Annotated in this window: 23 protein-coding genes; 11 read left to right on the forward strand and 12 right to left on the reverse strand. The window is 65.8% G+C overall.

Annotated elements, in window-relative coordinates; genetic code table 11:
• Positions 1-124: 124 nt before the first annotated feature.
• Together ACYQML_RS17920 and croR are read right to left on the reverse strand one after the other, a co-directional pair.
• Complete coding sequence (locus ACYQML_RS17920) at positions 125-961, reverse strand: TrmH family RNA methyltransferase (RefSeq protein WP_461227500.1); 837 nt, start codon at positions 959-961, stop codon at positions 125-127.
• A 75-nt stretch (positions 962-1036) separates the two neighbouring features.
• Positions 1037-1516 (reverse strand): 3-hydroxybutyryl-CoA dehydratase, encoded by a 480-nt coding sequence (croR, locus tag ACYQML_RS17925; protein ID WP_461233580.1) that lies wholly within the window; start codon positions 1514-1516, stop codon positions 1037-1039.
• 179 nt (positions 1517-1695) lie between these two features.
• Between croR and ACYQML_RS17930 the strand changes: the two genes are divergently transcribed.
• The 3 genes from ACYQML_RS17930 (at position 1696) to ACYQML_RS17940 (ending at position 3563) form a co-directional block, all read left to right on the forward strand.
• Positions 1696-2307 carry a cation transporter gene (locus ACYQML_RS17930; RefSeq protein WP_207411186.1) on the forward strand — a complete coding sequence of 204 codons (612 nt, stop codon included), beginning with the start codon at positions 1696-1698 and terminating at the stop codon, positions 2305-2307.
• A gap of 64 nt (positions 2308-2371) precedes the next feature.
• Positions 2372-3223 carry a metallophosphoesterase gene (locus ACYQML_RS17935; RefSeq protein ID WP_311274601.1) on the forward strand — a complete coding sequence of 284 codons (852 nt, stop codon included), beginning with the start codon at positions 2372-2374 and terminating at the stop codon, positions 3221-3223.
• Between the two features lie 118 nt (positions 3224-3341).
• Positions 3342-3563: a hypothetical protein gene (locus tag ACYQML_RS17940; RefSeq protein WP_056425532.1), complete on the forward strand. Its 222-nt coding sequence runs from the start codon at positions 3342-3344 to the stop codon at positions 3561-3563.
• Positions 3564-3566: 3 nt separating this feature from the next.
• On the opposite strand, the gene ACYQML_RS17945 is transcribed toward ACYQML_RS17940, so the two are convergent.
• Positions 3567-3944, reverse strand: coding sequence for a 4a-hydroxytetrahydrobiopterin dehydratase (locus ACYQML_RS17945; protein WP_207411184.1), 378 nt, complete (start codon positions 3942-3944; stop codon positions 3567-3569).
• Positions 3945-4259: 315 nt separating this feature from the next.
• Between ACYQML_RS17945 and ACYQML_RS17950 the strand changes: the two genes are divergently transcribed.
• From ACYQML_RS17950 to ACYQML_RS17985, 8 genes are all read left to right on the forward strand, one after another.
• A complete protein-coding gene (locus ACYQML_RS17950) occupies positions 4260-5240 on the forward strand; it encodes an ABC transporter substrate-binding protein (protein WP_056425909.1) in 981 nt (326 codons plus the stop codon).
• Positions 5241-5298: 58 nt separating this feature from the next.
• The gene (locus tag ACYQML_RS17955; protein ID WP_419952672.1) at positions 5299-6036 is read left to right on the forward strand and encodes an ABC transporter permease; all 738 of its coding nucleotides are present in this window, start codon (positions 5299-5301) and stop codon (positions 6034-6036) included.
• The gene (locus ACYQML_RS17960) at positions 6017-6766 is read left to right on the forward strand and encodes an ABC transporter ATP-binding protein (protein WP_207411183.1); all 750 of its coding nucleotides are present in this window, start codon (positions 6017-6019) and stop codon (positions 6764-6766) included. Before ACYQML_RS17955 ends, ACYQML_RS17960 begins: the two co-directional genes overlap by 20 nt.
• A gap of 210 nt (positions 6767-6976) precedes the next feature.
• Positions 6977-7306, forward strand: a complete 330-nt coding sequence (locus ACYQML_RS17965) for a hypothetical protein (protein ID WP_311274603.1) — start codon at positions 6977-6979, stop codon at positions 7304-7306.
• A 164-nt stretch (positions 7307-7470) separates the two neighbouring features.
• Entirely contained in the window at positions 7471-9273 is a 1803-nt protein-coding gene (xoxF1, locus tag ACYQML_RS17970; protein WP_419952660.1) for a lanthanide-dependent methanol dehydrogenase XoxF1, read from the forward strand.
• A 134-nt stretch (positions 9274-9407) separates the two neighbouring features.
• A complete protein-coding gene (locus tag ACYQML_RS17975) occupies positions 9408-10016 on the forward strand; it encodes a c-type cytochrome, methanol metabolism-related (protein ID WP_056424425.1) in 609 nt (202 codons plus the stop codon).
• The gene (gene xoxJ, locus ACYQML_RS17980) at positions 10016-10870 is read left to right on the forward strand and encodes a rare earth element methanol dehydrogenase accessory protein XoxJ (RefSeq protein WP_461233581.1); all 855 of its coding nucleotides are present in this window, start codon (positions 10016-10018) and stop codon (positions 10868-10870) included. The genes ACYQML_RS17975 and xoxJ overlap by 1 nt, the downstream gene beginning before the upstream one ends.
• A gap of 62 nt (positions 10871-10932) precedes the next feature.
• Positions 10933-11478 carry a L,D-transpeptidase family protein gene (locus ACYQML_RS17985; protein ID WP_207413129.1) on the forward strand — a complete coding sequence of 182 codons (546 nt, stop codon included), beginning with the start codon at positions 10933-10935 and terminating at the stop codon, positions 11476-11478.
• 11 nt (positions 11479-11489) lie between these two features.
• Here the strand turns inward: ACYQML_RS17985 and folK are convergent, their stop codons facing one another.
• The 9 genes from folK to pqqA all read right to left on the reverse strand — a co-directional run bounded on the left by folK (position 11490) and on the right by pqqA (position 17856).
• Entirely contained in the window at positions 11490-11963 is a 474-nt protein-coding gene (folK, locus tag ACYQML_RS17990; RefSeq protein ID WP_311275146.1) for a 2-amino-4-hydroxy-6-hydroxymethyldihydropteridine diphosphokinase, read from the reverse strand.
• On the reverse strand, positions 11960-12337 hold the full coding sequence (gene folB, locus ACYQML_RS17995; protein ID WP_056256306.1) for a dihydroneopterin aldolase: 378 nt from the start codon (positions 12335-12337) through the stop codon (positions 11960-11962). The genes folK and folB overlap by 4 nt, the downstream gene beginning before the upstream one ends.
• On the reverse strand, positions 12334-13170 hold the full coding sequence (gene folP, locus ACYQML_RS18000) for a dihydropteroate synthase (RefSeq protein ID WP_461233582.1): 837 nt from the start codon (positions 13168-13170) through the stop codon (positions 12334-12336). Before folP ends, folB begins: the two co-directional genes overlap by 4 nt.
• Positions 13171-13384: 214 nt before the next feature.
• The gene (locus ACYQML_RS18005; protein WP_207413125.1) at positions 13385-13753 is read right to left on the reverse strand and encodes a hypothetical protein; all 369 of its coding nucleotides are present in this window, start codon (positions 13751-13753) and stop codon (positions 13385-13387) included.
• On the reverse strand, positions 13734-14447 hold the full coding sequence (locus tag ACYQML_RS18010; RefSeq protein ID WP_461233583.1) for a hypothetical protein: 714 nt from the start codon (positions 14445-14447) through the stop codon (positions 13734-13736). Before ACYQML_RS18010 ends, ACYQML_RS18005 begins: the two co-directional genes overlap by 20 nt.
• Complete coding sequence (gene pqqE, locus ACYQML_RS18015) at positions 14444-15601, reverse strand: pyrroloquinoline quinone biosynthesis protein PqqE (RefSeq protein ID WP_461223414.1); 1158 nt, start codon at positions 15599-15601, stop codon at positions 14444-14446. The genes ACYQML_RS18010 and pqqE overlap by 4 nt, the downstream gene beginning before the upstream one ends.
• Entirely contained in the window at positions 15598-16674 is a 1077-nt protein-coding gene (gene pqqC, locus ACYQML_RS18020) for a pyrroloquinoline-quinone synthase PqqC (RefSeq protein WP_056424405.1), read from the reverse strand. Before pqqC ends, pqqE begins: the two co-directional genes overlap by 4 nt.
• A gap of 148 nt (positions 16675-16822) precedes the next feature.
• Positions 16823-17722: a pyrroloquinoline quinone biosynthesis protein PqqB gene (gene pqqB / locus ACYQML_RS18025; RefSeq protein WP_056424402.1), complete on the reverse strand. Its 900-nt coding sequence runs from the start codon at positions 17720-17722 to the stop codon at positions 16823-16825.
• Between the two features lie 44 nt (positions 17723-17766).
• Positions 17767-17856, reverse strand: coding sequence for a pyrroloquinoline quinone precursor peptide PqqA (gene pqqA, locus ACYQML_RS18030; protein ID WP_018043604.1), 90 nt, complete (start codon positions 17854-17856; stop codon positions 17767-17769).
• Positions 17857-17927: the final 71 nt, after the last annotated feature.

The following is a 17927-nucleotide window of genomic DNA, read 5'->3' on the forward strand; positions in this document are numbered from 1 at the left end:
GACAGGCCCCCTACGGCGGATCGTTCCTCCCGTAAGGGGTATCGAGATTCATTCCAAGCTCAAGGTCGCGGCGTCCGGAATCCCCGACGCACCGGCCTAGCTTGCCGCCTAATCTCGACCGGCATCACCAGCGGGACAATGGGTGCGGATTGTCGCGTGCCTGCATCGCCAGATGGTGGAGCGCCAATGCTCCCGCTGTCGCCACGTTCAGCGAGTCGAATCCCGGTGCCATGGGAATGCGCACTGTTCGGGCGCGCGCCATCAGGCCGTGCGACAGCCCCGGCCCCTCGGTGCCGAGGAGCAGAAGCGTGCGCGGCGAGGGCGGCAGGTCCGCGAGCACCGCCTCCCCGCGCGGGCTGAATGCCAGGGGGACGAGGTCGTTGGCCTGCGCGAAGTGCAGCATGGCCTCCGCCTCCAGCCGCGCGAACGGCACGATCAGCGCCGCGCCCGCCGAAACACGGATCGCCTTGCGATAGAGCGGGTCGCAGGTGGCGGAATCGAGAAGGATGCCGGTGGCTCCAAACGCGGCGGCGTTGCGGAACAGGCCGCCGACATTGTCATGGTTGGTCAAGCCGACGAGCCCGACCATCGTGACGGGCGCCGGGGACGGAGGCAGGACGAGAGGTGGGGGCGCTCCGCACGAGGCCACCGCCATCACGCCCCGGTGGATGGGGAAGCCGGCGATGGCGCTCATCACCGCCTTCGAGGCCGTATAGACCGGCACCGAAGCGGGCAGGGCGGCGAGCGCATCGGAAAGGGGCGCCAAGCGCTCGTGGCTGAGGAGCAGTGATTCGGCCGGGAAACGCGCGGCACCCGAGAGCAGGACCCGCAGGGTCACCTCCCCCTCCACGATGAACCGGCCCTCGCGACCGATCAGATCGCGCTCCCGCATGGCGGCATAGGCCGCGATGCGGGGGTCGGAGGGGTCGTCGATGGGGATGGGTGTCACCGCTGGCCGCATCCTATGCCCTGGCAGACGAAGCGCATGGCTGGGGCTGCCCTCTTCCCACATGCGGAAAGAGGGGTATGCGCGGCGCTATGTGTTCGCGGGGCGGCCGCCCATGCGGATGGCGAGCGGGTCGGCCTCCTCCTTGGTCGGGACCTTCACCAGGGCCTCTCCGTCGAGGACGACTTCACCCGCCACCGAGCAGGTGCATTTGAGCCGGGCGCGGCGGCGCTCGGGGACGAGCTCAGCCACTTCCACCGTCACCTGGACGGTGTCGCCGATGCGGACCGGCGCGCGAAAGTTCAGGGTCTGGCTGATGTAGATGGCGCCGGGGCCGGGCAGGCGGGTGCCGAGCACGGCCGAGATCAGCCCGGCCGTATACAGGCCGTGGGCGATGCGGGTGCCGAAAGGCGTGCGGGCCGCGAAGTGCTCGGACAGGTGGATTGGGTTGCGATCGCCGGTGATCTCGGCGAAGCCCACCACGTCGGAGGAGGCGATGACCTTGTTCAAGGTTTCGGACAATCCGACCTCGAGATCCTCGAAATACAGGACGCGCAGCTCTGGCATCATCGGTCGGTCTCCCCCCGTCTCACGTCGTACTCACGGGACTTGGCCCCGCATCCGACGTGTCGCGTCGCACAAGCGCTGCTGCAAATCCAGCGCAAGCACGCCGAAAATCGCGGCTCGACAGGCCTGTCGTCGTCGGTCCAAGAGGCAAAGACTTTTTCGAGAGCCGATCCTGAGAGCCGATGACCGACGCATCCACCCCGGCAGGTCACGCCACCCTGCGCCCGGTCGTCCTGCGGGTGGCGGGACTGAACCTCGCCTATTTCAGCATCGAGATTGCCGTGGCTTTGGCGATCGGCTCCCTTGCGCTCATCGCCGACAGCCTGGATTTCCTGGAGGATGCGGCGCTCAACCTGCTGATCTTCGCCGGGATCGGCTGGAGCCTGCGAAACCGGGCGCGGCTCGGCATGGCGCTGGCCGGCATCCTGCTGCTGCCAGCACTCGCCACCGCCTATGCCGCCTTGGAGAAGGTCTCCGACATGGCGCCCCCCGCGCCGCTGCCGCTCACCCTTGCCGGCCTCGGTGCCCTCGGCGTGAACCTCGTCTGCGCCATGATGCTGGCGCGTCACCGCGAGGGCGGGGGAAGCCTGACCCGGGCAGCCTATCTCTCGGCCCGCAACGATGCCTTTGCCAATCTCGCCATCATCGGCGCAGGCCTCGTCACGGCGCTCACCCTCTCGCCCTGGCCCGATCTCGTGGCGGCGGCCGGCATCGCCGTGCTCAACGCGGATTCGGCCGTGGACATCCTCAAGGCCGCCCGTGCCGAATGGCGCGCGGCGCATCCCGTCGCGTGAGAACGTGCCCCGCCGCCCGGCCGCGCCGATGCCCGGCATCGCCAAGACGATGAGGTTCTGAAAGATGCGCCTGTTCCCGATCTCCGACCTGCATCTCGAGCGCCGGCGTCCGGAGACGATCGCGCGGCCGGCAGAAGCGTTCGACGTGCTGGTCTGTCCCGGCGATCTTTACGAGGGCCGGCCCGAACTCGGCCTCGCCGCCCTGCGACAGATCGCGCAGGGCCGTCCCATCGTGCTCGTGCCGGGCAACCACGAACATTATGCGCCGACGGGTGACCCGCGCACCGCGCCCGAACTGATCGCCGCCCTGGAGGCCGAGGTGGCGCGGATCAACACGTCGGGGGAGGGCGGTCCGGTCCACCTCCTCAACCACGGTGCCAGCGTCGTCCTCTATGGAATCCGCTTCGTCGGCACTACGCTCTGGAGTGACTGGTCGCTGGCCGGTCGCTGGCTCGACGAGACCATCGCCGGCCACCCGGCCGACCCCGTCGCCTTCGCCGCCGCGCGGATGACCGATCCGGTGACCGGTTCGCGAGAGTTTCGCGGTTCGATCCGCAAGGGTGACGGCACGGTCTGGTCACCCGCCGACGCCATGGCGGCGCATCTGGCCCAGAAGGCCGAGCTGACCGGCGCCCTCGCCGTGCCGCATCCCGGCCCTACCGTGGTCGTCACCCACCATCCGGCCAGTCCACTGGCGGCCGACGCGTTCCGGACCACGCCCGGCGTGCCCTGGTGGGTGCCGGCCTTCTACGCCACCACCGCTCTCGACGATCTCCCCGAGGCGAGCCGGCCCGATCTCTGGGTCTCCGGCCATTTCCACTCCGGCCACGACCTGCGCGTCGGCCGTACCCGCTGGGTCGCCAACCCGGTGGAGGGGGCGACTTACTCGGCCGAGAGGTTCGTCGATCTGGGGTGAAGGGCAGGCCTCGACTCTCCGATCGTCTTCGAGAGAGCGGGCTCACGCGAAACCGAAGCCCTTCGTCCGACGTAGAGGGCCGAGGGGGGCACGGCCCCGCCTCGCACCGGAGCCTGTCATGAACACTTTCATCGCCGTCGTGCTCGTCTGCGCCAACGCGATCCCGATCGAGGCCTGTTCGGACGACAAGGCGAGCGAGGTGCGCAAGGTCCGCGTTTCCAACGAACTCGGCTGCACCAACGGCTGGCAGGAGATCATCTCCCGTACGGATCTCAACGAGGAGATCGGTAAGACCGCCTATCTCAAGACCGAGTGCCGGAGAGTGAAGGAGGCGCGGTGAGCCCTACTTGTCGTACTTGATATAAGCGAAGCGCGCGTCGCCGGGCGTGCCCTCCAGGCCTTGGCCTTCCGTTCCAGGCTGCCAGCCCACGACCTCCTCGATCTTCTTCGCCAGGGCAAAATCCTTGTCGGTGATGCCCTTGGCGGCATGGTTCATCAGCCGCACTTCGACCCAGGCATAGGAAGCGGTGAGATCCGGATGGTGCCAGGCGGCCTCGGCGAGGTGTCCCACCGTGTTGATGACCATCAGCGTGCTCTTCCAGCTCGCTGTCTTGTAGGTCCGCCGGATCCAGCCATCCTCGTAGGTCCAGGCGGGCAGCTCGGCGCTCAAACGCTCCGCGATGGTGGCGTCGTCGATAACGTCTTCGCGTGATCCGGCCATGGCCTGCATTCCTGTTGGGTGAGGTGGATGTCATCCGACGACTGGATGTCGTGATTGGTACCGGAGGCATTCCAAGTCTGGACCCTGCCCCGAGCAGCGTAGTCCGGCAAGTTTTCCGGAGCTCGGGTTTTTCGGATTTCTCGCCCCCGGTCGTCCGAGCTCGTCACCTGCGGCCACTCGACCATGGCGCGCGTCGGTGGACGACGGAGATGTGAGACCCTATTAAATATAAGAACCGCCGGGCAGTCTCAGTGATGAGGCCGTCGAACGGCAAAATCCGGGCTTTCAAAATCCGGTTCCAGGGAGACGATGCTCATGCTGTCACGGCGCGGATTGCTCGCGACGGCGGCGCTCTGGCCCATGGCCGGCGCGGTGGCGGCCGCATCGGCGAGCGTGCGCGTCGGCAGCCTGCCCTTCGGCACCGTGTCCTGGGAGGCCGCCATCATCAAGGCGCGCGGCCTCGACACGGCCAACGGCTTCACCCTCGACGTGGTCAAGCTCGCCGGTAACGACGCCGCCCGCATCGCCTTTCTCGGCGGTCAGGTCGACACCATCGTGGGGGACCTGCTCTGGGCCGCCCGCCTCGGCAACGAGGGCAGGGCGATGCGCTTCATCCCCTATTCCACCACCGAGGGATCCCTGATGGTGCCGCCCGGCAGTTCCATCGCAGGCCTCAAGGATCTCGTCGGGAAACGCCTCGGAATCGCCGGAGGGCCCCTCGACAAGAACTGGCTGCTGCTCAAGGCTCAGGCCAAGGATGCCGCCGGGATCGATCTCGAATCTCAGGCGCAGATCGCCTATGGCGCGCCGCCCCTCCTGGCACTGAAGCTGGAACAGGGAGAACTCGACGCAGCCCTGCTCTACTGGACCTATTGCGCACGGCTCGAGCCCAAGGGGTTTCGTCGCATCATCGGCTCCGACGACATCATGCGCGCCTTCGGCGCCACCGGCTCCATCGCCCTCATCGGCTACCTGTTCGAAGGGAGCACGGTCTCGGGCAAGGCCGAGGCGATCGCCGGCTTCGCCCGCGCCTCGCGCACCGCCAAGGAGATGCTCGCCAACGACCCGTCCGCCTGGGAGGTGGTGCGACCGCTGATGTCGGCCGATGACGAGCCGACCTTCGAGGCCCTGAAGCGGGACTTCCTCGCCGGCATTCCGCGCCGGCCCATCGCCACCGAGCGCGGCGACGGCGAGCGCCTGTTCGGCGTTCTGTCCAAGCTCGGCGGCGAGCGCCTCGTCGGGGCGGGGACGACCCTGCCCCCCGGCCTGTATTTCGACGGGGCCGGAAACGGTTGAGCCGCTGCGGCCTCTCCGATCGGTACGGCGGACATTGATCCGGCCCGGCTCCAACGCCATGGGGGTGGCGACCCGGCTCGTCTCCGTCCTGCTGCTGCTGGCGGCTTGGCAGGCGGCGGCGAGCCTGGCGGGATCGCGGCTCCTGCCCGCACCGCTCGCGATCCTCGATTTCATCGTCAGTGAATCGGCCAGCGGCGACCTCTGGCGCAATGTCGGCATCACCCTCACGCGGGTGGGCGTCTCCTTCATGATCGCCATGGGGCTCGGCGTGCTCCTCGGGATTGCCCTCGGACGCCTCAAGGGCTTGAACCTCGCCCTCGACACACCGCTCCTCATCCTGCTCAATACGCCCGCCCTCGTCATCACCGTGCTGGCCTATATCTGGGTCGGTCTCAACGAAGGGGCCGCGGTGCTGGCCGTGGTGCTCAACAAGCTGCCCAACGTGGCGGTGATCGTGCGGGAGGGCGCGCGGGGCCTCGATCCGGGGCTCGAGGAAATGGCGCGGACCTACCGGTTCGATCGCCGCACCTGGATCGCCCACGTCCTGGTGCCGCAACTGCAGCCGTTCGTCGTGGCCGCGGCTCGGTCCGGCCTGTCGCTGGCCTGGAAGATCGTGCTGGTGATCGAGCTGCTCGGGCGGCCGAACGGCGTCGGTTTCGCCATCAACTTCTACTTCGTTCAGAGCCTGAACGTGGCGGCCATCATCGGCTACAGCGTCGTCTTCATGAGTGTCATGATCGCCATCGACATCCTCATCCTCCAGCGCCTCGAAGCGTATGTCCGGCGCTGGCGCTGAGATGGCGGACGCTCTCTCCGTCTCCATCCTCCGCAAAGTCTACGGCGCCGATGGGCCGGAGCCGGTGGAGGCGGTGCGCGACCTCTCCTTCACCATCCGCCGCTCGGAGATCGCCTGCCTCATCGGCCCTTCCGGGGCGGGCAAGACCACCACCTTGCGCATCCTGCTCGGCCTCGACGACGCATACGAGGGCGCGGTGACCCCCGATCCGCGCGAGGCGGGGATCGCCATGGTCTTCCAGGAGCCTCGCCTCCTCCCCTGGCGCAGCGTCGAGCAGAACGTCCGCCTCGGCCTGCCCCGCCCGGAGCGGGGGCGTGATCTCGACGGCCTGTTCGAATCCCTCGGGCTGACGCCGTGGCGCAGCCGCTATCCGGGAAAGCTCTCCTTGGGCATGGCGCGTCGCGTGGCCCTCGCCCGCGCCCTGGCCCTACGTCCCCGCATCCTGGTGCTCGACGAGCCCTTCGTGTCCCTGGATGACAGGGCCGCCGCGTCCCTGCGGGAGATCGTGGTGGAGACGGTGGGGCGCGAGGGGATGAGCGTGCTCATGGTCACCCATAACGTCGCGGAGGCGATCGAGATCGCCGACCGGCTCCTGCTCGTCTCCGCGCGCCCAGCGAGCCTGCTCGCCGACGTGACCCTCGACCGGCCGCGCAACAGACGCGACCGGGCCTGGTCGGAGGCCATGCGCGAGGATTTGGCGAATCGCTTTCCGGGCGTCATCGCCGCTTGAGCGGCGTTTACCGTCCTGCATGAGGCGCAAGATATCGCCGACGCAACATTATGCACATGCGCACAAGACGTAAGGCGCATGCGCGGCGCGCTACGTACTCATGCGGCGAGACAACGCAGCGCCCGATCCAATGGCGCCCAATCGATGTTTCCGTACATGCCGGGGGTACTCGATCTATTTTGCGAGCAGGCAAAATAATGCTTATTTCGAATGGTGAAACTTGCCCTTCCGTGGGACGAAGCGGTCGTTTCCACCAATGGTCTCTGCTGCAAGAGAGAGAATCTGGCATGCCAGGCCGAGCTCATGCATGGAGTGCATAAGAAGCGCCTGCGTCTTACAAATGCTTTTGTCTTTGAACTTGGCGATTTTGCAACGCAGCATTTCCTTGTGCAGGTGCATGAAATGCCTGCCGGGGAAGACATTCGTTCACCAGGACTTGATGCAGACCATGCTCAAGCTTGCTCAATCGAGTTGACGCCGCCGAGATTTTTCTTAGAGTTCATTCAAGCTTCGGTTCGGAGGGGCGCCGCAAAGGGGTAGCGGCGACCGGGAGAGCAGGCGGTGGTTGAGGCGAAAGTTTCGCGGAAACAACCGCTTAGGAGACTCTATCGAAGTGAACTATCCCTGTCGCAAATAACAGGTCGCGCAAACGGAAGCAGGTCGAACTGCTCTCCAGTTGTGTCAAAGACTTGTCGGAGGAATGCATGAGAGCGGTCCATCTTCTCGCACTCGGCGCTGGTCTGGTGGCTTCGGCCCCCGCCTTCGCCAACGACGACGTCCTGAAGCGCTCGGCCGATCCGGCCCAGCAGGTTCTGCAGACGGTCGATTACGCCAATACGCGCTATTCGAAGCTCGACCAGATCAATGCCAGCAACGTGAAGCAGCTGCAGGTGGCCTGGACGTTCTCGACCGGCGTCCTGCGCGGCCACGAAGGCTCGCCGCTCGTCATCGGCAACATGATGTACGTGCACACCCCCTTCCCGAACATCGTCTACGCCCTGGACCTCGACAAGGACGGCGTGATCGTCTGGAAGTACGAGCCCAAGCAGGACCCGAGCGTCATCCCGGTGATGTGCTGTGACACGGTCAACCGTGGTCTGGCCTATGCCGACGGCGCGATCATCCTGCACCAGGCCGACACCACCGTCGTCTCGCTCGACGCCAAGTCCGGCAAGGTGAACTGGTCCGTCGTCAACGGCGACCCGAAGAAGGGTGAGACCAACACCGCGACGGTTCTGCCGGTCAAGGACAAGATCATTGTCGGCATCTCCGGCGGCGAGTTCGGCGTGAACTGCCACGTCACCGCCTACGACTCGAAGTCGGGCAAGAAGGTGTGGCGCGGCTACTCGCAGGGCCCCGATGCCGACATGATCATGGACCCGGAGAAGACGACGTCTCTCGGCAAGCCGGTCGGCAAGGATTCCTCGCTGAAGACCTGGGAAGGCGATCAGTGGAAGACGGGCGGCGGCTGCACCTGGGGCTGGTTCTCCTACGACCCCAAGCTCGACCTGATGTACTACGGCTCGGGCAACCCCTCGACCTGGAACCCCAAGCAGCGTCCGGGCGACAACAAGTGGTCGATGACCATCTGGGCACGTAACCCCGACACGGGTGCGGCCAAGTGGGTCTACCAGATGACCCCGCACGACGAGTGGGATTACGACGGCATCAACGAGATGATCCTCACGGATCAGAAGATCGACGGTAAGGATCGTCCGCTCCTCACCCACTTCGATCGTAACGGCTTCGGCTACACCCTCGATCGCGCCACCGGCGAGCTCCTGGTCGCCGAGAAGTTCGATCCGGTGGTGAACTGGGCTTCCAAGGTCGACATGGACAAGGGCTCCAAGACCTACGGTCGCCCCCTGGTCCAGGCCAAGTACTCCACCGAGCAGAACGGCGAAGATACCAACTCTAAGGGTATCTGCCCCGCGGCTCTCGGCACCAAGGACCAGCAGCCTGCTGCGTTCTCGCCGAAGACCAACCTGTTCTACGTGCCCACCAACCACGTCTGCATGGACTACGAGCCGTTCCGGGTCTCCTACACCCCGGGTCAGCCCTATGTCGGCGCGACGCTGGCCATGTACCCGGCCCCCAACAGCCACGGCGGCATGGGTAACTTCATCGCCTGGGACGGCGTCGCTGGTAAGATCAAGTGGTCGAACCAGGAGCAGTTCTCGGTGTGGTCGGGCGCCCTCGCCACCGCTGGCGACATCGTGTTCTACGGTACCCTCGAAGGTTACCTGAAGGCCGTTGACTCCAAGACCGGCAAGGAACTCTACAAGTTCAAGACCCCGTCGGGCATCATCGGTAACGTGATGACCTACCAGCACAAGGGCAAGCAGTTCGTCGGCATCCTGTCGGGTGTCGGTGGCTGGGCCGGCATCGGCCTCGCGGCCGGCCTGACCGACCCGAACGCCGGTCTCGGCGCGGTGGGTGGTTACGCTGCCCTCTCGAACTACACCAACCTCGGTGGTCAGCTGACCGTCTTCTCGCTGCCGAACTAATCGGTCGCACGAAGTCTGAGACAATAGGGTGCCGGCGCGGGTTTCCGCGCCGGCACCTTTATGATTAGATCGTTATTAAGAACACTTCGAACGTCGGTCGAACGGGCCGACGGTTGCTCCTGGGAGAAACGTCGTTGCAGTATCAAAGCAAAGCCGCCATCCGTCCGCTCGTGGCCGCCCTCGTTTTCGCATTCGCTTCCGCCGGCGCCGTTCAGGCCCAGGATGCCAAGCCCGCCGCTGATCCTGCCGTTGCGAACCAGCTCGATCCGAATGCTCCTGAAAAGGACGCCAAGCTGATCGACAAGTATCAGGCGGTGAAGGTCGAAGACGGAAAGTATTCCGACGGGGATGGCGCCCCGACCTACCACATCACCAACGACGGCAAGAAGTTCGACTGGTACGCCTATTCCGGCTACCGCCGCTACCACGCCGAGTGCCACGTCTGCCACGGCCCCGACGCCATGGGTTCGACCTACGCGCCCGCCCTCAAGGACTCGCTGAAGCGCCTGTCTTATGAGGAGTTCGTCGGCATCATCGCCGGTGGCAAGCAGGACATCAGTTCGAGCGGCACCAACGTGATGCCCGCCTTCGGCGATAACAAGAACGTGATGTGCTACGCCGACGACCTCTACGTCTACCTGAAGGCCCGCGCCTCCGGTGCCATGCCGCGCGTGCGTCCGACCGACAAGGAAGACAAGCCGGAAGCGGCCAAGAAGGCCGAGAAGGAGTGCCTGGGCGGCTAATGGCACGCTTTGGCTCCTTTACCACGACGGTTTGTGCGCTCCTGCTGATCTCGGCAGGGGCGCGTCCCGCGTTGGCGCAGTCGCTTCCCGACCTCGTCACCACGGATGTCCTGCGCGTCTGCGGCGACCCGGGCAACATGCCGTTCTCCGAACGCAAGGAGAATGGATTCGAGAATAAGATCGCGGCGATCCTCGCCGACGAGCTCAAGGTCAAGCTCCGCTATTACTGGCTGACGCAGGGGCCCGGATTCGTTCGCAATACGCTCGGGACCGGGTTGTGCGACCTGATCATCGGCTCGGCTGCCGGCGGTGAGCTGGTCCAGCACACCAATCCCTACTACCGCTCCAGTTATGCCCTGGTCGTCCGCAGCGGCGAGTTCGACGACGTGACCCGGCTCGACGATCCGGAGCTCAAGGGCAAGTCCATCGGTGTCATCGGGGGGACGCCACCCGTGAACCGGATGGGTGAGCTCGGCTTGATCGCGTCGATGAAGGCCTACGCTCCCTACCAGCTCGATCCTTCGCGCAAGTACCAGACGGTCTCTGCCGAGGTCATCGGTGATCTCGCCGAGAAGACAATCGACGCCGCGATCCTGTGGGGGCCGGCCGCGGGTTGGCTCGCCAAGCAGAGCGGTGTCGCCATGAAGGTCGTGCCGCTGCTGCAGGAGCCTGATCGTCCTGCACTCACCTTCCGCATCGCCATGGGCGTGCGGATGGAGGAGAACGATTGGAAGCGCAGCCTCAACACGATCCTGCGCAAGCGCCGGGCCGATATCGAGAAGGTTCTGCGTGACTACGACGTCCCGTTGCTGGAGGACGAAGGCAACAAGCTGCTCGAACCGGCCGCGCCCTGACAGGTCGTCAGGACTCGCGGGGTTTGGTATGAGCCCCCCAGGTTCGAGCGGAGAGAGCGGCAATGCGACGATGGCGGATCGGCCTTGCGGTCGGAGCTCTCTTCGCCTTGGGCGCGGTGGGGATCGTCGCGGTCGATCGCGCCCAGATCGGCCGCGTCGCACCCGAGCTCGTCGCAGAGCCTGAACGGGCCGACCGTGTTCTCGTCGAGAAGTCGGCCCGCCGCCTGACTCTTCTGCGTGAGGGCCGCGTTCTGGCGACCTATCCCGTCTCTCTCGGATTCTCGCCCATCGGTCACAAGCAGCGGGAGGGCGACGGGCGTACGCCTGAGGGGCTGTATTCCATCGCCTACCGCAACCCGCTCAGCGTCGCCCATCTTTCCCTGAAAGTGTCCTATCCGAACGAGGCCGATACGCTGGCCGCCCATGACGGCGGCTACGAGCCGGGCGGCGACATCATGATCCACGGGATCATGAACGGCTTTTCCTGGCTCGGCCGGCTCCATCGGCTGAAGGACTGGACCAGCGGCTGCGTCGGCGTGGCCAATGACGAGATGGCAGCCATCTACGCGCGGGTGGATGTGGGAACGCCTGTCGAACTGCGTCCGTGAGTGGGGGGATCTCAGTCCCGCACGATACCGGTAGTGTCGAGCTTCGACAGGGCTTGGCTCACGGTCTCCGGCCCGATGACCAGATCCGGCGCGATCTCGGCGAGCGGAACGAGGACGAAGGCGCGCTCCCGCACGAAACGATGCGGTAGGACGAGACGCTCGTCGGAGATCGCCGCCCCCTCATACGAGAGCACATCGATATCGATGACGCGTGGCCCCCAGCGCCGCTCGCGCACGCGACCCATCGCGGTCTCGATGGTGAGACCTGTCTCCAGCAGGTCGTGGGGAGTCAGGTCGGTCTCGACGGCGATGGCCGCGTTGAGGAACCAGTCCTGATCGGTATCGCCCCAGGGGGGCGTGCGGTAATCGCTTGACCGTGCCGTGAGACGGATGCCCGGGCTGGCTTCGAGCCGCCGGATGGCTTCGGCGATGGTCGCGGCCTTGTCGCCGATATTGCTGCCGAGACCGAGATAGGCGGCACTCATCGCGGGAGTCCGGCCCGGCTGCGCAGGATCGAGATGGCGACGCCGTCGATCACCGCCGGTACCGGCGCGCTCGGCTTGTCGACGCGCACGACGATGCTGTCCACGCCCTCGAACCGTTCGAGGATCTCGGCGGCGATGGCCTCGGCCAGAGCTTCGATGAGGGCGAAGCGCCGGGTGGTGGCGATGCGCACGACGATCTCGGTGAGGTCGGCATAGCTCACGGTCTTCGCCACGTCGTCCGACAGACCGGCCGGCCGCAGGTCGATCCGGCAGTCGAGGGAAATGTAGAAGCGCTGCCCTATCCGCGCTTCCTCCTCGAGGAGGCCGTGATAGGCGAAGACGGCGATGCGTTCGACCAGGATGCGGTCGGTCATGGAGCTGTCCGCATCACGGCGTCGACCACGCGAAGGGCGTCGACATGGGGCGCCACATCGTGGACGCGGACGATGTCGGCCCCCAGCGTGGCGGCGAGGACGTGGCTCGAGAGCGAGCCGAACAGGCGATCCACCGGCTTCGTCTCGGCATTGTGCAGGCGCCCGAGCATCGACTTGCGCGAGACGCCGACGAGGACGGGAAAGCCCAGCGCCTTGATCTCGGGCAGGCGCCGCATGGCTTCGAGATGCTGGGCCCAGCTCTTGCCGAAACCGATCCCCGGATCGAGTACGATGTCCCTATCCGAGATGCCGGCGCGGCGGGCGATGTCGAGGGATCGCTCGAAGAAGCGCAGCATGTCGGCGATGATGTCGATCGCGGGATCGATGGTCTCGCGATTGTGCATCACCATGACGGGCGCGCCATGGGCAGCCGCCACGCGGGCGATGTCGGGCTCGCGCTGCAGGCCCCAGACATCGTTGACGATGCGCGCGCCGGCCTCCAGCGCCGCATCGGCGGTGGAAGCCTTGTAGGTGTCCACCGAGATGGGGACCGCAAGGCGCGGGGCGAGATCGCGGATGACGGGCAGGATGCGGGCCTGCTCCTCCTCGGCCGACACGGGCGTATGGCCCGGCCGCGTCGATTCTCCGCCGATATCGATGAGGGCCGCCCCTTCCGCCACGAGCGCGCCGGCCTGGGAGCGTGCCGCCTCGACATCCTCGAAACGTCCGCCATCGGAGAAGGAATCCGGGGTGACGTTGAGGATGCCCATGACGAGCACGCGCTCTCCGAGACCGGGCAGAAGGGTTTTCAGGATCGGAGGAGAAGACGTCACGGGAGCTCTTCGACGAGGGATCGATCTCTATGCTGTAGACCAGGATGGTCCCATTCTTCCACCTCATCCTGAGGTGCCCGAAGCAAAGCGAAGGCCTCGAAGGAGGCCTCCAGGTCGCGTCGCGAGCATTGGAGGGCGCCTTCGAGGCCACTTCGCGGAGCCTCAGGATGAGGTGGGTGGATAGGGGCGCCGTATCTGGGGTGGATCCCGCCGGTTACACTCCGCCGCGATAGCAGCGGATCTCGGCTTCGGCCTGGGCGCGGCGAAGATCCGCGACCTTGTCGTCGAACACTTTGGTCGATTTGAATTCGTTCGAGCGGGCGCCGATGCCTTGGCGCATGGACAGGACCGTGCTCGCCTGGACGTATTTGTCATAGGTCAGGATCGACGCGAGGGCGTCGATGGAGCAGGAGCAGCGAGAGAGCGCTTCCCGCGATTGTCCGTTGGCCGCCATGCAGCCGAACACGTAATCGGCCCGTGCCTCGGTAGGGTAGTCGTTCTCGCTCTCCACGGCCTGGGCCGGTGCGGAGGCGACGCCGAGCGCGAGAGCGATAAGACCGCCTTTAGCCAGCATTCGGATCATAAGTCAGGTTCTCCTGGAGAAGCTCGCCGCCATCCTTGGACTTCGACTGCGCTTCGATGGAGAGCAGCTCGCCGGGCACGGCAGACGACGTCACGAAGGTGTATTTCAGGTTCTCGAGGCCGCGCATGCGGTCCTTCATCTTGTCGTCGATGAAGGGCTGCACCTCAACGCGCCAGGCATCCACGGTCTGCCCCTTCACGGTCGCCGTCGTCGCGGTCACCGTCGCGTTGTCTCGCAGGGCCTTGCGGATCCCGTTCTTGATGTAGCGTGGGTTGGCCGAGAGCACCTTGGCGAGGTCGATGAGGTGATGTTCCAGAAAAAGGGTCATCACCGGGTTGCCGGGCATGTCGTTGAACGGGCCGGCGGGGAAGCGGTTCGCGCCCGAAAACATCTGTACGCGGATCGTCCGGTTTTCCGGGGCCGCACCGGGCTCGATGGTGAGCTTGATCTGGTCGTCCATGGTCGGGCCGAACGGACCCTTGGAGATGCCGCTGCGCCGGAGATAGGCGTAGGTGAGGGTCGAGCCCGGCGGCACGTTCTTCATCTGCGGCTCTTCGAAGAGCAGGTCCGAGGCGTTGGGCGGGGTGGCGGTGTTGGCCTTGGTGACAGCGGGCGCATCGGCCGGGGGCGTACCCTGCGCCAGGGCGGGCAGGCCGGCAAACGAAAGAGCGAACGCGACGAGAACGGGCTTCACAGGGGAGCATCCTCTTTCAGGGGCGGCGGCGCAACACGGTCCACGTTGCTGCCGATCGTCCGGTAGACATAATCGGGCGGTGTCTCGGCCGCCTCTTCCTTGGCGAGTTCCCGCACCTTCGAATGGAGGGGGGAGAGCGAGCAGGCTGGGTCGGTGGCGGCGGCATCGCCGGCCAGAGCCAGCGCCTGACAGCGGCAGCCGCCCCAATCCTTCTCACGCCGGTCGCAGGAGCGGCACGGCTCCTTCATCCAATCCGTCCCGCGATAGGCGGTGAAGGCCGGGGAATTCGCCCAGATATCGGCGAGCGAATGGTCGGAGACGTACCAGAATTCGAGATGCTTGATGGTCTCGGCGGCGTGGCAGGGGAGCACCTTACCGGCTGGCGTCACGTTCATCAGCTTGCGGCCCCAGCCGCCGGCGCAGGCCTTGGGGTATTTCGCGTAATAATCGGGCACGACCAGATCGATGACGAGCTGGCCTTTCAGACGCTCGCGCGCCGCCTCGACGATACGGATCGACTGATCGACCTGGGCCTTGTCCGGCATCAGAGCGGCGCGGTTCACATAGGCCCAGCCGTAATACTGGGTGTGGGCGACCTCCAGGCGCTTGGCGCCGAGCTTGACGGCCAGGTCGATGAAGCCCTCGACCTCGTGGATGTTGCCCCGATGGATCACGGAATTCAGCGTCAGTGGAAGGCCGAGCTGCGTCACGCGTTCGGCAAAGGCGAATTTCTGCGGCTGAGCGTTCTTCAGGCCGCCGATTTTCTCCGCGTTGGCCGCGTCGACGCCTTGCACCGACAACTGCACATGGTCGAGGCCCGCGTCGTAGAGGGCGTCGAGCTTGGCCAGGGCACCGCCGACGCCCGACGTGATGAGATTGGAATACAGGCCCAGCTTGGCGCAGGTCTGGGTGATCTCGACGATGTCGCTGCGGGCCGTGGGCTCGCCGCCGGAGAGGTGGACATGCAGCACGCCGAGAGCCGCCGCCTCCGTCAGCACGCGCTGCCATGTCGCCGTGTCGAGCTCGCCCGAGCGCCGGTCGAGTTCGAGCGGGTTCGAGCAATAGGGACAGCGCAGGGGACAGCGATGGGTCAGCTCCGCGAGGAGCCCGACCGGAGCCGGCAGGGAAGGGGTATTCGGCGTGATGGCGTTCATCGCTCCAGAACCCGTTTCGTGGCGAGGTCGTTGAGCATGGCCAGGACGTCGACCTCGATCACGTCCGGGTCGGCGGTGAAGGTCTCGGCGAGCTTCACCGCAATGTCTCGCACGCTGCGCTGCCCATCCACGAGGGACAGGACCGCCACGGCATTGGCGTCGAGGTCGAAGGTGCGCTCGGGCGCCAGCAGTACGTGCTGGCCGCGGACCTCGTCGTGGCGCAGGCGCACGCCGCGAGGCAGACGAGGCACGTCGCCCGACCGGATCGTGCCGGTGCCGGCCGCCTGCGCCACCTCGGGCACGAGGCCGGTGCCGGGCGTCCAGGCATCCGGCGGGGTCATGCCCGGAGCCACATAGGAGAAGTAGAGCGCGTCGAGCTGCGTCCAGAGCACGTTGCACTTGAAGGTCAGCGCGGCCATGGCCTGACGCTGCAGCTCGGGCGTTGTGGCGTGCTGCTTGACGTAATCGATGGCGAATTCCGCATCGCGCGGGGCCTGGGTCAGGCGCTTGTCGAAATAGGCCAGCGTGTCCTTGGTGATGAAATCGTAGTTCTTCAGCATCCCGGCCACGCGCTCGGAGATGATCGTCGGCGAGAACATCTCGGTGAGCGAGGAGGCGATGGCCTCCAGCAGCGAGCGCTCCTTCACGAAATGCACGTAGGCATCCACCGAGAAGCGCGTCGCCGACAGGATGCCTTGCGTCGATTCCACGTAATCGCGACGGAAGCCGACGCCCTCGGCGAGCTTGAGCCAGCGCTCGATGCCGCCATCGCCGGGTGCGTCGCCATCATGATCGACGATGCGCTGACGCCAGACGCGACGCAGGCTCGCATCCTCCATGCGGGCGAGCACGGCGGCGTCCTTCACCGGGATCATGGCCTGGTAATAGTAGCGGTTGAGGGCCCAGGCCCGGACCTGATCCTTGTTCAGCTTGCCGTCGTGAAGCAGGCGGTGGAACGGATGCAGGTTGTGATAGCGCCTCGCGCCGATGTCTCGAAGCGCCGCTTCGAGTTCTTCGGGGCTGAGCAGGCGCTGGGACTCGTCGGTCTTGGGGGTGGGGAAAGGCGCGGTCATGGCGTAGCTCAGCGTTTCGACGAAGGGCGGCGAAGAGAACTTTTCTTATAGATGGCGCCGATTTCCGTGAAGGCCACGGACATGGACCGCACAATCCCATTGGACGCAATATAAGGTGGCGGCATTAAAATGCCAGCCGGGCGCCGATCTAGAGCGCCAGGGTCAGCCCGTCATGGGCGACGGTCCAGCCTTCCGCCTCCACCGATCGGCGTTCGTCCGATTCTTCCACCAGCACAGGATTGGTGTTGTTGATGTGAACGAAGACGCGGCGACCGATTTCCACATCGGCGAGCGCGGCGATCGATCCGCCCTGTCCCGTCATCGGCACGTGGCCCATGCGCCATCCGGTCTTCACGCCGACCCCGGCGCGGATCATGTCGTCGTCGAGCAGCACGGTCCCGTCGAACAGAAGCGCGTCGACACCCGATATGCGTCGCTTCAGCCCATCCGTGACGCGGGCGCAGCCGGGAATATAGGCGAGGCGACGCCCACCGGACTCGATCATCGCACCCACGGTGGTCTCGGTCTCTGCGCCGATCTCCATGGTCTCGTCCTCGAGCCAGAGCGGCACCTTTCCCGGCACCGAGAACAGTGTGACGGTCAGGCCGGGAACTGGCTCGAAGGCATGGTCGAGGGCGATCTTCTCGCGCGACACCACGTCGGCGGCCATCACGTCGAAGACCCGGTTGGCGTTGACCGAATCGAGGATGCCGGAGGTGGCGTAGAGCGTGTAGGGCTGGCCTTCGCGCAGGGTGAGCAACCCCGCCACGTGGTCGACATCGCCATTCGTCAGAAGCACGGCATGGATCGGCGAATGGCGCAGGCCTTCGCGCGGATGCATGGCCGGATTGTCGAAGAGTTGCTGCCGGATGTCCGGCGAGGCGTTCACCAGGAGCCAGCGCTCGCCATCGGGCGACACGGCGATGCTCGACTGGGTTCGAGGGCGCACCTTCGAGGAATCCTCGCGGGCGAGCGAGCAGATGGGGCAGCGGCAATTCCACTGGGGAAGGCCGCCGCCCGCGGCCGAGCCGAGGATCACGACATGCATGGCTGAACCGGCGCTGCCTCGATCCTCAAGCACGACATGATGTCTTAGTTGAAGGTGTCGATCTCAGCCGACTCGTAGCTGGTGACTTCCATGCCGACACAGATCTCGGAAACGACGGGGGCAGCCCAGGTCATGGTGTTTCTCCTAGATGGTTTCTTGAACGTCAGCAGCGTCCAGATCTCGCTTAAGAAGATCCTAAGACACT

This window comes from Methylobacterium sp. CM6244 (assembly GCF_054817885.1).

What these genes read in the sequence shown, in the direction of transcription:
- ACYQML_RS17920 (WP_461227500.1), bottom strand. Translation starts at nt 961, where the DNA reads ATGCGGCCAGCGGTGACACCCATCCCCATCGACGACCCCTCCGACCCC.
- croR (WP_461233580.1), bottom strand. Translation starts at nt 1,516, where the DNA reads ATGATGCCAGAGCTGCGCGTCCTGTATTTCGAGGATCTCGAGGTCGGA.
- ACYQML_RS17930 (WP_207411186.1), top strand. Translation starts at nt 1,696, where the DNA reads ATGACCGACGCATCCACCCCGGCAGGTCACGCCACCCTGCGCCCGGTC.
- ACYQML_RS17935 (WP_311274601.1), top strand. Translation starts at nt 2,372, where the DNA reads ATGCGCCTGTTCCCGATCTCCGACCTGCATCTCGAGCGCCGGCGTCCG.
- ACYQML_RS17940 (WP_056425532.1), top strand. Translation starts at nt 3,342, where the DNA reads ATGAACACTTTCATCGCCGTCGTGCTCGTCTGCGCCAACGCGATCCCG.
- ACYQML_RS17945 (WP_207411184.1), bottom strand. Translation starts at nt 3,944, where the DNA reads ATGGCCGGATCACGCGAAGACGTTATCGACGACGCCACCATCGCGGAG.
- ACYQML_RS17950 (WP_056425909.1), top strand. Translation starts at nt 4,260, where the DNA reads ATGCTGTCACGGCGCGGATTGCTCGCGACGGCGGCGCTCTGGCCCATG.
- ACYQML_RS17955 (WP_419952672.1), top strand. Translation starts at nt 5,299, where the DNA reads ATGGGGGTGGCGACCCGGCTCGTCTCCGTCCTGCTGCTGCTGGCGGCT.
- ACYQML_RS17960 (WP_207411183.1), top strand. Translation starts at nt 6,017, where the DNA reads ATGTCCGGCGCTGGCGCTGAGATGGCGGACGCTCTCTCCGTCTCCATC.
- ACYQML_RS17965 (WP_311274603.1), top strand. Translation starts at nt 6,977, where the DNA reads ATGGTGAAACTTGCCCTTCCGTGGGACGAAGCGGTCGTTTCCACCAAT.
- xoxF1 (WP_419952660.1), top strand. Translation starts at nt 7,471, where the DNA reads ATGAGAGCGGTCCATCTTCTCGCACTCGGCGCTGGTCTGGTGGCTTCG.
- xoxJ (WP_461233581.1), top strand. Translation starts at nt 10,016, where the DNA reads ATGGCACGCTTTGGCTCCTTTACCACGACGGTTTGTGCGCTCCTGCTG.
- ACYQML_RS17985 (WP_207413129.1), top strand. Translation starts at nt 10,933, where the DNA reads ATGCGACGATGGCGGATCGGCCTTGCGGTCGGAGCTCTCTTCGCCTTG.
- folK (WP_311275146.1), bottom strand. Translation starts at nt 11,963, where the DNA reads ATGAGTGCCGCCTATCTCGGTCTCGGCAGCAATATCGGCGACAAGGCC.
- folB (WP_056256306.1), bottom strand. Translation starts at nt 12,337, where the DNA reads ATGACCGACCGCATCCTGGTCGAACGCATCGCCGTCTTCGCCTATCAC.
- ACYQML_RS18005 (WP_207413125.1), bottom strand. Translation starts at nt 13,753, where the DNA reads ATGATCCGAATGCTGGCTAAAGGCGGTCTTATCGCTCTCGCGCTCGGC.
- pqqE (WP_461223414.1), bottom strand. Translation starts at nt 15,601, where the DNA reads ATGAACGCCATCACGCCGAATACCCCTTCCCTGCCGGCTCCGGTCGGG.
- pqqC (WP_056424405.1), bottom strand. Translation starts at nt 16,674, where the DNA reads ATGACCGCGCCTTTCCCCACCCCCAAGACCGACGAGTCCCAGCGCCTG.
- pqqB (WP_056424402.1), bottom strand. Translation starts at nt 17,722, where the DNA reads ATGCATGTCGTGATCCTCGGCTCGGCCGCGGGCGGCGGCCTTCCCCAG.
- pqqA (WP_018043604.1), bottom strand. Translation starts at nt 17,856, where the DNA reads ATGACCTGGGCTGCCCCCGTCGTTTCCGAGATCTGTGTCGGCATGGAA.